The sequence below is a fragment of the Protofrankia sp. Cas8 genome, from assembly GCF_963555845.1.
Classification (GTDB): domain Bacteria; phylum Actinomycetota; class Actinomycetes; order Frankiales; family Frankiaceae; genus Protofrankia.
The window spans coordinates 20,494-35,683 of sequence record NZ_CAUVXI010000003.1 but is presented as its reverse complement, the minus strand read 5'-3'; the positions used below and the strand labels follow the sequence as shown (position 1 = coordinate 35,683).

The 15,190-nt window shown below is 68.4% G+C and carries 14 protein-coding genes; 9 read left to right on the top strand and 5 right to left on the bottom strand.

Annotated elements, in window-relative coordinates:
* Together U9977_RS01255 and U9977_RS01250 are read left to right on the top strand one after the other, a co-directional pair.
* Positions 1 to 973: kelch motif-containing protein (locus U9977_RS01255; RefSeq protein ID WP_322747272.1), on the top strand; the 973-nt coding region annotated here is incomplete at its 5' end.
* A 296-nt stretch (positions 974 to 1,269) separates the two neighbouring features.
* The gene (locus U9977_RS01250; protein ID WP_322747271.1) at positions 1,270 to 2,100 is read left to right on the top strand and encodes a glycoside hydrolase family 6 protein; all 831 of its coding nucleotides are present in this window, start codon (positions 1,270 to 1,272) and stop codon (positions 2,098 to 2,100) included.
* An 88-nt stretch (positions 2,101 to 2,188) separates the two neighbouring features.
* Here U9977_RS01250 and U9977_RS01245 read toward each other — a convergent pair whose 3' ends face one another.
* From U9977_RS01245 to U9977_RS01235, 3 genes are all read right to left on the bottom strand, one after another.
* Positions 2,189 to 2,674 (bottom strand): VOC family protein, encoded by a 486-nt coding sequence (locus U9977_RS01245; RefSeq protein WP_322747270.1) that lies wholly within the window; start codon positions 2,672 to 2,674, stop codon positions 2,189 to 2,191.
* A gap of 273 nt (positions 2,675 to 2,947) precedes the next feature.
* A complete protein-coding gene (locus tag U9977_RS01240; RefSeq protein WP_322747269.1) occupies positions 2,948 to 3,796 on the bottom strand; it encodes a glucose-1-phosphate cytidylyltransferase in 849 nt (282 codons plus the stop codon).
* A gap of 425 nt (positions 3,797 to 4,221) precedes the next feature.
* Positions 4,222 to 4,404 (bottom strand): hypothetical protein, encoded by a 183-nt coding sequence (locus U9977_RS01235; protein ID WP_322747268.1) that lies wholly within the window; start codon positions 4,402 to 4,404, stop codon positions 4,222 to 4,224.
* A gap of 13 nt (positions 4,405 to 4,417) precedes the next feature.
* On the opposite strand from U9977_RS01235, the gene U9977_RS01230 reads away from it, so the two are divergent.
* Positions 4,418 to 5,323 (top strand): glycoside hydrolase family 6 protein, encoded by a 906-nt coding sequence (locus U9977_RS01230; RefSeq protein ID WP_322747267.1) that lies wholly within the window; start codon positions 4,418 to 4,420, stop codon positions 5,321 to 5,323.
* A gap of 7 nt (positions 5,324 to 5,330) precedes the next feature.
* On the opposite strand, the gene U9977_RS01225 is transcribed toward U9977_RS01230, so the two are convergent.
* Positions 5,331 to 6,215 (bottom strand): NAD(P)-dependent oxidoreductase, encoded by an 885-nt coding sequence (locus tag U9977_RS01225; protein WP_322747312.1) that lies wholly within the window; start codon positions 6,213 to 6,215, stop codon positions 5,331 to 5,333.
* Between the two features lie 320 nt (positions 6,216 to 6,535).
* Between U9977_RS01225 and aceB the strand changes: the two genes are divergently transcribed.
* The 4 genes from aceB (at position 6,536) to U9977_RS01205 (ending at position 11,982) form a co-directional block, all read left to right on the top strand.
* The gene (aceB, locus tag U9977_RS01220; protein WP_322747311.1) at positions 6,536 to 8,137 is read left to right on the top strand and encodes a malate synthase A; all 1,602 of its coding nucleotides are present in this window, start codon (positions 6,536 to 6,538) and stop codon (positions 8,135 to 8,137) included.
* Between the two features lie 126 nt (positions 8,138 to 8,263).
* Positions 8,264 to 9,142, top strand: coding sequence for a MoxR family ATPase (locus U9977_RS01215; RefSeq protein WP_322747266.1), 879 nt, complete (start codon positions 8,264 to 8,266; stop codon positions 9,140 to 9,142).
* 88 nt (positions 9,143 to 9,230) lie between these two features.
* Complete coding sequence (locus U9977_RS01210) at positions 9,231 to 10,655, top strand: vWA domain-containing protein (RefSeq protein ID WP_322747265.1); 1,425 nt, start codon at positions 9,231 to 9,233, stop codon at positions 10,653 to 10,655.
* Between the two features lie 130 nt (positions 10,656 to 10,785).
* The gene (locus U9977_RS01205) at positions 10,786 to 11,982 is read left to right on the top strand and encodes a DUF4349 domain-containing protein (RefSeq protein WP_322747264.1); all 1,197 of its coding nucleotides are present in this window, start codon (positions 10,786 to 10,788) and stop codon (positions 11,980 to 11,982) included.
* 35 nt (positions 11,983 to 12,017) lie between these two features.
* Here the strand turns inward: U9977_RS01205 and pgm are convergent, their stop codons facing one another.
* A complete protein-coding gene (gene pgm / locus U9977_RS01200) occupies positions 12,018 to 13,667 on the bottom strand; it encodes a phosphoglucomutase (alpha-D-glucose-1,6-bisphosphate-dependent) (RefSeq protein WP_322747263.1) in 1,650 nt (549 codons plus the stop codon).
* Between the two features lie 360 nt (positions 13,668 to 14,027).
* On the opposite strand from pgm, the gene nadD reads away from it, so the two are divergent.
* Positions 14,028 to 14,654 carry a nicotinate-nucleotide adenylyltransferase gene (nadD, locus tag U9977_RS01195; RefSeq protein ID WP_322747262.1) on the top strand — a complete coding sequence of 209 codons (627 nt, stop codon included), beginning with the start codon at positions 14,028 to 14,030 and terminating at the stop codon, positions 14,652 to 14,654.
* 221 nt (positions 14,655 to 14,875) lie between these two features.
* Positions 14,876 to 15,190: ribosome silencing factor (gene rsfS, locus U9977_RS01190; RefSeq protein WP_322747261.1), on the top strand; the 315-nt coding region annotated here is incomplete at its 3' end.

Genomic DNA, 15,190 nt, shown 5'->3' with positions numbered 1-15,190 from the left:
GGGCAACACCGAGTCGTTCAACCCTGCCGTCAGGACGTGGAATGATCATCCGGATCTCCGGAAGGTCTTTCCCACCTATCCGTCCCTGCTACTCGCCGGCGACGGCCGGTTGTTCTTCTCCGGTGCCAACGCCGGCTACGGCCCGGCGGGCGTCGCAGAGCGCCAGCCCGGCCTGTGGAACCTGGTGAACAACGCCTTCCAACCGGTCGACGGGCTGCCCGAGCCGGAGCTCAACGAGACGGCAGGGACAATCATGCTTGCGCCGGCACAGGAGCAGAAGGTGATGTTCATTGCCGGTGGCGGGGTCGGCGACACCCAGACGGCGACGGCCCGGACCGCGATTGTAGATCTTGATTCGCCTGATCCTACCTACCGGCGTGGCCCCGACATGGCTGAGGCGAAACGGTATCCCGGCGCGGTGATTCTGCCCGACGACACGGTGCTCGTCTCCGGTGGTTCCACCGCCTATCGGGCTGACGACTCCCGGACAGCCGAGATCTACCACCCGGACACGAACGCCTTCACCGCGGCGGCAGACCCGCATGTCGGCCGTGATTACCACTCCGAGTACCTTCTGCTTCCGGACGGGCGGGTGGCCGTGTTCGGCTCGAATCCATTGAGCGACGACAACGCGTTCGAGACCCGGGTCGAGGTGTACTCGCCCGGCTACCTCTACAGAGGTGAGCGTCCGACGATCACATCAGCACCGACGCAGATCCCCCGGGGCTCGACCATCACCGTGGAGTCATCGCAGCCGGTGGCGAAGGCCCGTCTGATCCGCCCGGGTGCTTACACCCACGTGACCGACACCGAGCAGCGGTCGGTGGCGTTACCCGTCGTTCGGCAGGTCGACAGCAGGGTCACACTGAGCGTACCCCGCAACTCCAACCTTCTACCGTCAGACTGGTACATGCTGTTCGTAACCAACGGTGCGGGCGTTCCGTCCGTCGCCACCTGGGTCCAGGTGGGATGAGCGTGGCCGTACTGATCGCCAGGATGGTCCGGCAGGTCGAGGCAGCCCGGCGTCGGACAGGGCACCGTCCACCCCGAGTCGCCAGTCTGATGACGGCGGCGACTCTCAGCGCCACGGTGGCTGTCACCGGATGTGGCGCTGGAGGTGCGACACGGACCGCTACCGCGTCGCTTCGTGCGGTGGGCGCGCAGTGCCCCGCCGGCGACCCGGCCGGTCGAGGCGCCGTGGCGGGCGGAGGTCCGCACGGCCCCGCGCCCCGCGCGCCATTCCTCGTCGATCCGAACAGTCAACCGGCCGTGGCCGCACGTCAGGACGCCGCCAACGCTGCGAGCGCCACGGCGATCGCAGCCAGGCCGATCGCTTTCTCGGTTGGGGACTGGCTGGGTAACGGCGTCCAGACAGAGGTAACGGCGCGTAGCGGGCAAGCGGAGCGGGTGGGGGCGACGGCGGTCTTCATGGTCTACGCGATCCCGCACCGCGATATCGGTTCCGGGTTTTCCGCCGGCGGAGAACCCGATGCCGCCGCCTACCGGGCGTTCACGCGGCAGGTGGCGGCGGGAATCGGCACGCGTGCGGCCGTCGTCATCCTGGAGCCGGATTCGCTGGCACAGATGGACAGTCTGTCCATGGCCGACCAGCAGGAGCGTTACCAGTTGCTGAACGACGCTGTTGACGTCTACGGCAGACTGGCCGCTACCAGCGTCTACCTCGACGGCGCCCACTGCGGATGGACGGCGGCACCGGTCATCGCAGACCGGTTGAGCCGGGCTGGCGTGCGACGGACCCGCGGCTTCGCGGTCAACGTGTCGAACTACTACCGGACCCGGGACGAGGTGGCCCGCGCCGAAGTGATCTCGGCGCTGGCCGGTGGTGCCCATTTCGTCGTCGACACCTCACGCAACGGACGAGGCCCGGCCGCCGCCACCATCAAGGATCCCTGGTGCAACCCGCCGGGCCGAGGACTCGGGGCTGCGCCGACCACCGCCACCGGCAGCCCGCGGGCGGACGCCCTGCTCTGGATCAAGGTTCCAGGGGCCAGCGACGGGGAGTGCGGTCGGAACAACCCCTCGGCCGGCATCTGGTGGCCGGCCCAAGCCGACGAGCTCGTCCGCAACGCCGAGTCCTGAACTCCGTCCGTCGCCAGCGACTTCTCATGATCGGAGAGACGGTCGATCCCACCTGTCTGATCAGCGCGATTGAAGATCCACCGACCACCTAGCCTTGGCCGCCGGCCGCGGCGCCCATGGCTTCGGCGGCGCGGCGGGACAGCTCCTCGGCTGGAACGTCCTCAATGTGGGTCGCCACGCTCCACCGGTGCCCGAACGGGTCTTCAAACTGCCCGGCCCGGTCGCCGTAGAACTGGTTCTCGACCGGGCGCAGGCTCTTGGCGCCGGCCTTGACTGCACGATCATAGGTCGCGTCCACGTCCGCCACGTACACGTGGATGGTGACCGGCGTTCCGCCCACGGTCTTCGGGCCCGCCGCGTCCATTTCGGGGTATTCGTCCGACAGCATGATCATAGAACTGCCGATCGTGAGCTCCGCATGGCCGATCTTTCCGTCTGGCGCGGCCATACGCATCCGCTCGGTTGCGCCGAAAACCCGCGTGTAGAAATCGATGGCGTCGGCCGCGCCGTCGACGTGCAGGTACGGGGTGATCGCGGGGTAGTCGGTGGGGATCGGCTCGACTGATGTGGTCATCGTTTGTTCTCCTTGGCCGGCTGTCGTGGCAGGGTTGACGTGGCAGGGTTGACGTGGCAGGGCTGACGCGGTGGGGTGCAACAAGCGGTGCGGCTCAACCGACGGAACGCATCCCATGCTAGCACATACGTTCGAATATGAACCAGTGCGTTCCGTAGTGCGGCCGGACGGTGCCGTCCGGGGCGGCCGATGACATCACCGGCAGGACTGTCGCGGGCATCCGCCATCCGCCATCCGGCACCCGGCACCCGGCACCCGGCACCCGCGTCACGGTCACACCTGGGGCCGCCAGGGGACGAATCGGTCGCGCGCCGGAGCCTCCCAGATGGCCCACGGCCGGACGCCCGAACTCCACAGCTCGTCCAGGATGAGACGATCTTTAGCCGTGTCCATGGCCCGCCAGAACCCGCGGTAGCGATAACCACCCAGCCTGCCCGCCCGTGCGAGCCGACTGAAGGGCGCATCCACCAGATCCTCGCCTGGATGGATCAGGTCGAAGACGGTGGGCCGCAGGACGAAGAAGCCCGCATTGATCCAGATTTCCTGTTCCGCCATGGGCGCGATCCTGTTGATCGCGGTCGAGTCCGGCCGGAAGTCGACGGTGTGGATGGTCTCGGGTGGCCGCACCGCGAGCAGGGTGGCGACGGCATCGGAGCGGTGAGCTTCGTCGATCAGCTCTGGCAGCGGGACGTCGGACAGGCCGTCCGCGTAGTTGGCGAGGAACAGATCCTCGGCGCCGACGAGGCTTCGCACCGCCCGAAGCCGTTGTCCGACTGGCACGCGCAGGCCGCTGTCGACGATCGTGATCGACCACCCGGCAGCCTCGCCGTCGAGCAGATGCTGTCGCGGCACACCGGGCAGCGCCGTCGGCTCGTCGAGGTGTTCGGCGCAGAGGTCCCCGACCCAGTTCCGGACACATTCGCCCCGGAAGCCCACACAGAGGATGAAGTCGGTGTGTCCATAGGTCGCGTACCATTTCATGAGATGCCAGAGAATGGGCTTTCCGCCGACCAGGTGCAGCGGTTTCGGCGCATCCGAGGCGCGTTTCGGGGTGGATTCCTGGCCCGTGCCCGCGTCCAGTAGACGTTGTCCCTGGCCGCCGCAGAACAGAACAACTTTCATACGGAACTTCTTTCCCGCGCAGGCGCGCGGCAGGCAGTCCGCCACGGACATTCCCCGCCGCCGGCCGGACGGGGCGATGGGGAATCGACCAGTGGGCGTGGTGTCGGCCGGTGCGTGTCGCGGCTGCCGTCGACGTCCGCCCGATGAACATCATGCGGGCGCTGCTATGGTCCGTAAGTAGGTAGGGGGTGGGGGTAGGAAAGCGTTGTAGTGCTTGCCCGTTTCGGAGGTTGTGTGTCGACAGGGCCGCGCCGGAGGGCCGCACGCGGGTCGGTGCGCCACCACTCGCGGCACCGGCAACTCGTTCGTCTTCGACGGTTGTTGGCCCTCAGCGCCGTTGTCATCTCGGTACTCGCCGGTTTTGCCTTCGAAGGCACCATCGTCCCATCGTCGCGCCCAGCCGCAGCGGACCTGGTGCTTTCCGGTCACGGTGGCACGGTCGCCTCCACGCGGCCTGTGACGGTTGCGCAGGCAATGGGCGCGCTCGGCGACAGGCCGGACCCCGCCCGATCCACGGCACGCCCCCTGCCAGGGTCGAGTGTGGCTCGGGCGGGGTCGGTGTCGCAGCCCGGGTCCGCGCCGACATCGACGCCCATCCCGGAACCCACGTCTGCACCCTTGGTGCTCTCACGCACGCAGACCGGTAACCCGTTTGCCGGCGCACGCTTCTATGTCGACCCCGGCAGCGCCGCGGCTGCGGCGGTTGGCCGGCTGCGTGGCAGTCTTCCCGCGAGTGCCGACGCGTTGAGCCGAATCGCGAATACGTCCCATGCGGACTGGTTTGTCGGTCCTGTTACCGCGGGTGGCGTCCAGTCCGCGGTCGCGGGCCGGGTGGCGCGGATCCGGGCCGCCGGGGCGCTGCCGGTCCTGGTCGCCTACGCGATCCCCAACCGTGACTGCGGAGGTTACTCGGGCGGCGGGGCCAGTAGCCCGGCGGCGTACAGATCGTGGATCTCCGGCTTCGCCGCGGGTATCGGTCGCGGTCCGGCGACTGTCATTCTTGAGCCAGATGCCCTGTCCCAGCTTGATTGTCTGTCCGCGGCCGACCGCCAGACCCGTTACGGGCTGCTCTCGGATGCGGTCGACGCGCTCGGCGGCATCGGGGTGAGCGTCTACCTCGACGCGGGCAACGCCGGCTGGCACGACGCCGCCGAGATGGCGACCAGGCTGCGGGCCGCCGGAGTCGACCGGGCGCGCGGGTTTGCTCTGAACGTCTCGAACTTCGACGAGACGGCCGACGAGCGGGCCTACGGAGACGCGGTCTCCGCAGCTGCCGGTGGAATGCCCCACTTCGTCATCGACACCAGTCGTAACGGCCTGGGCCCGGCGCCTGGCAGCGTCTGGTGCAACCCACCAGGCAGGGCCCTGGGCGTGGGCCCGACGGCCGATACCGGTGACCCGCGTGCCGACGCCCTTCTGTGGATCAAGATTCCCGGCGAATCGGATGGTACGTGCAACGGCGGCCCCCCCGCCGGGCAGTGGTGGCTTGACTACGCGATAGGTCTGGCCGTCCGTGCCGCGGCCTGATCGTCGGTCAGGACGTGGCGTAGTAGGCCGCCAGGCTGGCGAAGTCGTCGCCACCGTGCCCGGCGTCGGACGCCTCCGCGGCCATGGCGAGCGTGGTCGTGGCCAGCGGCAACGCCCGCTCCGCGGCGCCCATCGCGATCCGAAGATCTTTAATCATGGCGTCCAGAGTGAAGGCCGCCGGGGTGAAGAGGTCGTCGGCGAGCATCGGACGCTTGTAGTTCACGATGGACCCGAGCGCACCGTCGGAGAGTTCGGCCAGTAGCAGGTTGCGGTCGATACCCAGATCCGATCCGAGCCGCAGCACCTCGCCCAGGGCCGCGGTGGAGAGCGTCAGTCCCAGGTTCACCACGGTCTTCAACGCAGTCGCGGTTCCGATACCGCCAACCCGGTGTGTGCTGCCGAACAGGGAGAGCAGGCCTTCGGCGGCCGCGGCGTCGGCCGCGGTCGCCCCGACCAGTACCCGCAGGGTGCCTTCGCGGGCTGGCCCGACGGTGCCCACCACCGGCGCCTCGACGTAGCGCAGATCCGCCTTTGCCACGAGCTGCCCAAGGTCACGGCTGGTCGACGGCGAGACAGACGTCGAATTGATCACTAGCGTCGCCGGGGGCGCGCCGGCGATCAATTCGTCGATCACCTGGCGGGCTGAACTGTCGTCGAAGACCATCAGCACGACGGCGTCGGTATCGGTGACCGCGGCCCGAACAGAGGGCGCCTCGCGTGCACCGGCGGCTGTCAACTCCTGCGCGCGACCCGGCGTCCTGTTCCAGACGGTCAGGTGGTGGCCGCCACGCAGGACATGCCGAGCCATTTCCCGGCCCATCCGTCCGAGCCCGAGGAACGTGACGTTCATTGCTCTGCCTCCCGTGTGCGCTCCCCCTTGCGCATTGGCAATGCGACCTGTGCGACCTGTGCGACCTGCGCGACCTGTGGGACGTCTGTCCCCGCCCTGCCTGGCCTACCCGCACGGTGGGCGCGCCAGCCAGTCGAAGGGCGTTTGTTCGGAAAACTTACTAGTTGGCCGGGTGTGGCGCCCGGCGAACGCAGCCAGCGGCCGCCGAGCGATCGAAGCGGTAGCTTCGCTCCCGTCGATACCCGGCGATGTGCCGTGGACGGTGTGTGCAGCGACGGTTCGTGGAGCAGGGAGGGAATGCGATGGGTGCCGACGAGTCGGTGGGACGAACGGACGTCGAGGGCATGGCGGGCGAGGGGAGTATGAGGGGCATTGAGGTGGAGCGGGCGGCCAGTGGGCTCAAGCCGGCTGACGTCGCCGCGGTCCTGACCGACGAGGCGCTCGCGTTCGTCGCGGGCCTGCAGCGCGGTTTTTCCGAGCGCCGGGCCGAGCTGCTGGAGCGACGTCGTGAGCGCCGGCGGTCCGTCGCAGCCGGGGCGAGCCTGGACTTCCTGGCCGAGACCGCGGACGTCCGCGACGGAGACTGGGTCGTTGCGCCACCCGCGCCGGGCCTGATCGACCGCCGGTGCGAGATAACCGGGCCGACCGACGCCAAGATGGTCATCAACGCGCTCAACAGCGGGGCACGGGCCTTCATGGCCGATTTCGAGGACGCAAACGTACCCACCTGGTCAAATATGATTACCGGGCAGCGAAACCTGACCGAGGCGATCACACGGACCCTGGTGTACACGGGCCCGGATGGCCGGGAATACGCCCTGGGCGAGGAGCGTGCGACGCTTATTGTGCGTCCACGCGGCTGGCATCTGCCCGAACGCCATGTGCTGGTCGACGGTGAACCGGTCAGCGGCGCCCTGTTCGACTTCGGGATGTATGTGTTCCGCAACGCCCACGCACTGGTTTCGGCTGGCGCCGGGCCATACTTCTACCTGCCGAAACTGGAAAGTCACCGTGAAGCCCGGTTGTGGAACGACGTGTTCACCGTGGCCGAGGATTCCCTCGGGCTCGCCCGTGGGACGATCCGGGCAACCGTTCTCATCGAGACCCTTCCGGCGGCTTTCGAGATGGAGGAGATTCTCTACGAACTGCGGGAACATTCCGCCGGCTTGAACGCCGGTCGATGGGACTACATGTTCTCCACCGTGAAGACGTTCCGCGCGCGTGGTGCCGACTTCCTGCTGCCCGACCGTGGCGCCGTCACCATGACCGTGCCGTTTATGCGCGCCTACACCGAGCTGTTGGTGGCCACCTGCCACCGCCGTGGCGCGCATGCCATCGGCGGGATGGCCGCGTTCATCCCGAGCCGCCGTGATCCAACGGTCAATGCGCGTGCCCTGGCAAAGGTCCGGGACGACAAGGAACGGGAGTCCCGCGACGGTTTCGACGGGAGCTGGGTGGCCCATCCCGACCTGGTGCCGGTCTGTACCGAGGTGTTCGACGCCGTGCTCGGCGGGCGCCCGCACCAGATCGACCGGCAGCGTGATGACGTCACCGTGACGGCACGGCAGTTGCTCGCGATCCGCGACACCCCGGGTTCGATCACCGAGGCGGGCCTGCGCAACAACATCAGCGTGGCCATCCGGTACCTGGAGAGCTGGTTGCGGGGCGTCGGCGCGGTCGGTATCGACAACCTGATGGAGGACGCGGCCACCGCTGAGATCTCACGTTCGCAGATCTGGCAGTGGATCGCCGTGCGGGCCCGCCTGGCCGACGGCCGGCCGGTGACCGCGGATCTCGTCCGGGAGATCGAGGCCGAGGAGCTGGCCGCGATCCGGTCCGCCGTCGGCGAACCGACATTCGAGGGCGGGCGCTACGCCGACGCGGCAGCCCTGTTCGAGCGGGTGGCGCTGGCGGACGAGTTCGTCGAGTTCCTCACCGTCCCCGCCTATGAGCAGGTGGAATGATCTGAGCCGGTGCAGTGATCCGGTTGCGGCCTCCGTCCCGACGGTGCCGGCCGCGCTGATGTCGCCCGTACGGGCCCATCACTGGCACTATGGAAACGGTTCTCAGCTCGTACACGAGAGGTGTATATGCCGCTACAGGAGCATGCCTTCGCCGATGTGGCGGATGTCCGCAGCCGCTTGGAGGCGGCAGGCTACCTCGCGGACCACGCGATCGCCACGACCGTCTTCCTGGCCGACCGGCTGCGCAAGCCGCTGCTCGTCGAAGGGCCGGCCGGTGTGGGCAAGACGGAGCTGGCCAAGGCGCTGGCTGCCGCGACCGATGCCGAGCTGATCCGACTCCAGTGCTACGAAGGCCTGGACGAGGCCCGGGCGCTCTACGAGTGGAACTACAAAAAGCAGCTCCTGCGCATCCAGGCCGGGCGCAATGACGAGTCGTGGGACGAGACCCATGACGACATTTTCAGCGAAGAGTTCCTGCTGGCGAGGCCGTTGCTGGCCGCGATCCGGCGCAACGACCCGACCGTGCTCCTGATCGACGAGACGGACAAGGCCGACGTCGAGGTTGAAGGGCTGCTGCTGGAGGTGCTCTCGGACTTCCAGGTGACGATTCCCGAGTTCGGCACGATTGTGGCGAGCCGCCGTCCGTTCGTGGTCCTCACCAGCAACGCGACGCGGGAGCTTTCCGAGGCGCTCAAGCGTCGCTGTCTGTACCTCTACCTGGAGTATCCCTCGCCGGCGCGGGAGAAGGAGATCGTCCTCGCTCGTGTCCCGGAACTGCCCGAACAGCTTGCCGAGGCCATCGTCCGGACCATCCGGGCGCTGCGGGCGATGGAGCTGAAGAAGGCGCCGTCGATCGCCGAGACGATCGACTGGGCGCAGACCGTGCTTGCGCTGGGTATCGACACCCTGGACGAGGAGGCGGTGGCATCCACGCTGGGTGTCGTCCTCAAGCACGCGAGTGACCATGCGCGTGCGATCGGCCAGCTCAAACTCGGTCCGAACTGACGTGAACCGACCTGAACTGACCTGAACCAACTCGACCTGACCGGACGTGACGTGGCCTGCCGTGGCCTGAGGTGATGGGACGGCCGAGATGAGCGTGCTGGACCGTACGGTGGCGTTCACCGGCGCACTGCGCAAGGCTGGTGTGCCGGTGAGTAGCGCCGAGACCGTGGACGCCTCCCGCGCGCTCGGTGCGGTCGGGTTGCTCGACCGCGGGGCGCTGCACGCGGCGTTCGCGGCGACGATGTGCAAGCGCCCGACCCACCGGGCCACCTTTGACATGTTGTTCGATCTCTACTTTCCGCCGCGGATCGGCGCCGGTCTGTCCGTCGACGATCACGGCGACGATGGTGGGGGCCGGCCTGAGGGCGGCGACGCGCAACAGCGGGGCGAGGTCACCGACCTGGATCCGGACATGCTGCGCGAGGCCATGCGCGGTGACCTGTTGGCTGCCCTGCTCGACGGGGACGAGGAGGCGCTCCGTCGCCTTGCCAGGGACGCCGTGACCGCCCTCGGCTCGACGCCGGGCGGGGCCGGGCAGCGGTCCTGGTTCATGTACCGGGTCATGCGGGCGCTGTCACCGGACACTCTGATCGCGGACCTGCTGGCCGCGATGCTCGGTGGGGCCACGACCGGCGGTCTTGCCGAGCGGGTCGCCCGACAGACGATCACCGAACGGATCCGCTCGTTCGAGGAGATGGTCGCCGCCGAGGTTCGCCGCCGGCTTGCCGAGGAACGCGGGGTGGACGCGGTGGCCAAGACCGCGGTCAAGCCCCTGGCCGACCAGGTCGACTTTCTCCGGGCGTCCCAGCGCGACCTCGTCGAACTGCGTCGGCAGGTCTACCCGCTGGCACGCCGGCTCGCGACCAGGCTGACCGCTCGCCGCCGGCTGGGGCGCTCCGGCCGGCTGGACTTCCGCCGCACCGTGCGGGCCTCGCTCGCCACCGGCGGTGTGCCGTTGGAGACCTACCACCGGCCGCACAAGCCGCACAAACCCGAGCTTGTCGTCCTGTGCGACGTCTCCGGCTCGGTGGCGTCGTTCGCCCACTTCACCCTGCTGCTGACGCACGCGCTGCGGGAGCAGTTCGCCAAGGTCCGGGCGTTCGCGTTCATCGACACCACCGATGAGGTCACCCGGTTCCTGCGGGGCGGCGATCTCGGCGACATGATGGCGCGGATAGCGGGCGAAGCCGATCTGGTCTGGCTCGACGGGCACAGCGACTACGGCCACGCCTTCGACGTGTTCGCGCAGCGGTATCCCGACGCGGTCGGCCCGAAGACCTCCCTGCTCGTGCTGGGGGACGCTCGCAACAACTATCGGGCGACCGCATCCGGCGTTTTCCGGAAACTGTGCGCCCAGGCCAGACATTCCTACTGGCTGAACCCGGAGCCGCGTACCTACTGGGGTTCGGGTGACTCGGCGACCCGCGCCTACGCCGACCTCGTCGACGAGATGGTCGAGTGCCGCAACGTCGAGCAGCTCCAAGCGTTCATCGAGCGCCTCCTGCCTTCGTAGCGTTTCGGTTCGTAGCGTTTCTGGACCGGACCCTCGTCCGGTCGGAAATCGGGGTGAACCGAACGGGCCACCGGTGCGTCCAACGTTGCGACAGCTGATCGCTGACGGAAGGACGGCCACGGTGATGGTCATGGCAGGTTCGGACACCCGGGAGCCCGACGGCCCGGCACAGGTGGAGCGGCCACAGCTGGGAACAGCCCCGGTTGATGATCCCTTTGCCAAGGTCACCCGCAGGCGGGGCTGGATCGTCCCGGTGGCCGTCGTCATCGGGACCCTAGCAATCATGGGTGTCGTACTCGGCATCGGCGGCGGGAAGCCGGACGTGGCTTCCTCATCGGCCGCGCTGCCCGTCGCGCCCGGCATCGCCCGTTCGAACACCGGTTCCGGTCCCGATGCGGGTTCGAGTACCGGTTCCGGTGCCGGAACCGCGTCCACCGATGATTCCGGCTTGAGTGTCAGTTCAGGTTCTGCTGCCGTGCCGGAACCGGGGACAACCGGTGTGACCGAGGCCCAACCGGGCGGGCGCAGCGACCCGGCCCGGCCGGCCGGCGCCGAACCGCGGATCGTCCGCATCGGTTCGGTCTCGCTGTGGGTGCGTCTCGGCGGCGTGGACGCGGCCGTCAGTGACATCGAGGCCGCGGCCAAGGGGCTGGGGGGCTACCTGTCCGCGTTGGAGAGCACTGGTACCGCAGCCGTCAAGGACGGTGACGGGCCACACGCCAACGTCACTCTGCGGGTCCCGAGCGGTTCGTTCGAACAACTGCGCAGCCAGGTCGGGAAGATCGGCGACGTCCGCGCATCAACCGTGTCCACCCGGGACGTGACCGGCCAGTATGTCGATCTGGAGTCCCGGCGCAAGGCGTTGCAAAATTCCCGGGACACCTATCTGGCGCTGCTGGCGAAGGCCGGGACGATCGGGGAGGTCCTCTCGGTCCGCCAGCAGATCGACAGCGTACAAATGCAGATCGAACAGCTTGAGGGCCAGCGCCAGGTACTGGCCGACTCCAGTGATCTTGCCACCCTCACCGTCGGCGTCAGCGAGCAGGGCGCGGTGACCAAGCCCGGTCCGGCCACCGATGACGGGGGTCTCGGCCGGGCCGCCCGGCTGTCCTGGGACCGGTTCGTCGGTGGCCTGGGCGAGGTTGTCGCGCTGATCGGGCCGATGATTCTGATCGTGTTGGCTGCGACGATGGTCTACGCGGGCTACCGCCTGGCCCGGCGGGTCCGCCGCCGAACCGGGCGGCCAACCGCGCCGATGCCGCCAACCCCGCCGGCCCCGCCCGTCTCTCAGATCCCTCCTGTCGCTCCGACCGTTACGGAACCCTGAGACGCCGTTATGACCGGCCTGGACGCCGCACCAGGTCAGCGAGCGAGGGCGGCGTCCACGACGGACTGCGCGTCGGTGAGGACGGTGTCCAGGTGTGCGGCTCCGCGGAAGCTCTCCGCGTAGATCTTGTAGACGTCCTCGGTACCGGACGGGCGCGCCGCGAACCAGGCGTTCTCGGTCACGACCTTGACGCCGCCGATCGCCGCTCCGTTGCCGGGGGCGTGGGACAGCGCGGCGGTCACCGGCTCGCCCGCGAGCGTCGAGGTGCCAAGGTCCGCCGGGGTCAGGGACTTCAGGACGTCCTTCTGCGCGGGGGAGGCCGGCGCGTCCACCCGGCGGTACGCGGGGGCGCCGAACTGGCTGGTGAGCGCCTCGTAGTTCTGGCCGGGGTCCTGCCCGGTGACAGCGGTGATCTCCGCGGCGAGCAGGCAGGCGATCAGGCCGTCCTTGTCGGTGGTCCAGACCCGACCGTCACGGCGCAGGAACGACGCGCCGGCGCTTTCCTCGCCGCCGAATCCGAGGGAACCGTCGATCAGTCCGTCCACGAACCACTTGAAACCGACCGGAACCTCGACGAGATGTCGGGCCAGCCCGGTGGCGACCCTGTCGATCATGCTGGAGCTGACCAGCGTCTTGCCGATCGAGGCCGTGGCGGGCCAGCCGCCGCGATGGGCGAACAGGTAGGAGATCGCGACCGACAGGTAGTGGTTGGGGTTGAGCAGGCCGGCGCCCGGCGTCACGATGCCGTGCCGGTCCGCGTCGGCGTCGTTGGCCAGTGCCACGTCGAAGGAATCCTTCAACCGCAGCAACGACGCCATCGCGTACGGCGAGGACGGGTCCATCCGGATCTTTCCGTCCCAGTCGACGGTCATGAAACCGAACTGTGGGTCGACCGCGGTGTTGACCACGTCGAGGTCGAGCTTGTAACGCTCGGCAATGGCCTGCCAGTAGACCAGGCTCGCGCCACCGAGAGGGTCGACGCCGATCCTGACACCCGCGCCGCGGATCGCATCGAGGTCGACCACGGATGCCAGGTCCTCGACATAGGCCGAGACGTAGTCGTGCACGGTCGCGTCCGCCCGTGCACGTTCGGGAGCGACCCGCGAGACACCCCGCAGCCCGGCTGCGAGCAGCGCGTTCGCGCGGTCCTGGATCCAGGTGGTCATGGCGGTGTCAGCCGGCCCGCCATTGGGCGGGTTGTACTTGAACCCGCCGTCCGCCGGTGGGTTGTGCGACGGCGTGATGACGATGCCGTCGGCGAGCCCGAGGGGCTCCCCGGCTGCGCGGCGGGCGTTGTGCGTGAGGATGGCGTGCGAGATCACCGGGGTGGGGGTGGCCTGCCCGGCCGGCGCGATCCGGGTGTCCACCCCGTGGGCGGCCAGTACCTCCAGCGCGCTGGCGAGCGCGGGTGCGGACAGGGCGTGGGTGTCCACACCGACGAACAGCGGCCCGTCTACCTGGTGGGCGGTTCGGTGTTCGCAGATCGCCTGCGTGATCGCGACGATGTGGTCGGCGTTGAAGGACCGGCGCAGCGACGACCCGCGGTGCCCGGATGTTCCGAACGAGACGCGTTGGGACGCCTCGGCGGGGTCGGGCTGGTCGTCGTGGTAGGCGGCCAACAGCGCGTCCACGTCGATGAGAATGTCAGGTGGTGCGGGCTGACCCGCGAGCGGACTCACCGGCATCAGGCAGCCTCCTCGAGCCGGACGTAATGGATAAATTATAAACAAGTAGCGAACATTGGATGAACAGAAATTGAACAAGAGCGGGTATTGAGTAGCATGGGTGCAGACACGAACTGACACAGGCGGGGTGTCGGCGTTGGCGCCGGACTGTCGCAACGGCGACGCCCGAGGCGTACGTGGTCAGCCTACGGCCGCGGTAGCCGGGAGTCAGTCGGTGGGGTACTCATCGCGCCCCTTGACCCGTCTCCTGAACCCCGACCTTCTGAACCCCGACCTTCTGAACCCCGACCGGCGCCGAGTCGGATGTGATACTTCCGGCGACCCATCGAAATCACAGCGTGATCCCGTTACGGTCCGTCCGTGAGGCTCGGGGTGATGGGCGGAACCTTTGATCCAGTACACAACGGACATCTGGTCGCCGCCAGCGAGGTTGCGGCCCTCTTCGACCTGGACGAGGTGGTCTTCGTTCCCAGCGGGCGTCCGTGGCAGAAGGCGGACAGGGACGTGTCCCCGGCTGAGGACAGGTACCTGATGACTTTTTTGGCTACTGCTGGCAATCCTCAGTTCACGGTCAGTCGGATTGATGTCGACCGGAGTGGATCAACCTACACCATCGACACGCTGCGGGACCTGCACCGGATGCGGTCGCAGGCCAAACTGTTCTTCATCACGGGTGCGGACGCCCTGGCGCAGATCCTCAGCTGGCGCGATGTCGGGGAGCTGTTCGGGCTGGCCCATTTCGTCGGGGTTACCCGGCCCGGCTACCAGCTCGAACTCGACGCGAGCCTGCCCGGTGACGCCGTCAGCCTCCTGGAGGTGCCGGCACTGGCGATCTCCTCGTCCGACATCCGCGCCCGGGTGCGCCGCGGGGCGCCCATCTGGTATCTCACCCCGGACGGGGTGGTGCGTTTCATCGCCAAGAGCGGGCTGTACCGGCCGCGGGACCCCGCCGGCGTCATGCCCGTGCCGGCGCCGCCCGTCCGGTGACGTCACCCGTGGCCCGGCCCGTGACGCCACCCGTGGCGTGGTCGGTGGCCTGGCCGGTAGGCCGGCACGGGACAAATGCGGGAACGTGAAAGCGTTCGGTATGTCAGGCTGGACGGGCGGTAGGCAAACCAGGCCGGCGCGTACGATCGTAATCCATAATCAACAGGCATGTCCCCGAGAGCCGAAGGTGGCCTAGTGGTCCAGCCAGGAGAGGTGTATTCGTGACCGCATCCCCGCGAGCCGTCGAGCTCGCCCTCGAAGCGGCGCAGGCCGCAGCCGACAAGCTCGCCCGCGACATCGTCGTGTTGGACGTCAGCGAGCGGTTGGCCATCACGGACTGCTTCGTCGTCGCGTCCGCCGACACGGAACGGCAGGTCAAGGCCGTAGTTGACGGGGTCGAGGAGCAGCTGCGCCGGCTTGGGGCCAAGCCGCTCCGCCGCGAGGGTGAACGCGAGGGGCGCTGGGTGCTGCTTGATTTCTCCGATGTCGTGGTGCATGTGCAGCACGGTGAGGAGCGAATATACTACGCACTGGAA

Excerpts from the sequence above, each read along its gene's own strand:
- U9977_RS01210 (WP_322747265.1), top strand. The coding sequence starts at position 9,231 with ATGAGCGTGCTGGACCGTACGGTGGCGTTCACCGGCGCACTGCGCAAG.
- pgm (WP_322747263.1), bottom strand. The coding sequence starts at position 13,667 with ATGCCGGTGAGTCCGCTCGCGGGTCAGCCCGCACCACCTGACATTCTC.
- U9977_RS01215 (WP_322747266.1), top strand. The coding sequence starts at position 8,264 with ATGCCGCTACAGGAGCATGCCTTCGCCGATGTGGCGGATGTCCGCAGC.
- U9977_RS01205 (WP_322747264.1), top strand. The coding sequence starts at position 10,786 with ATGGCAGGTTCGGACACCCGGGAGCCCGACGGCCCGGCACAGGTGGAG.
- U9977_RS01245 (WP_322747270.1), bottom strand. The coding sequence starts at position 2,674 with ATGACCACATCAGTCGAGCCGATCCCCACCGACTACCCCGCGATCACC.
- aceB (WP_322747311.1), top strand. The coding sequence starts at position 6,536 with ATGAGGGGCATTGAGGTGGAGCGGGCGGCCAGTGGGCTCAAGCCGGCT.
- U9977_RS01240 (WP_322747269.1), bottom strand. The coding sequence starts at position 3,796 with ATGAAAGTTGTTCTGTTCTGCGGCGGCCAGGGACAACGTCTACTGGAC.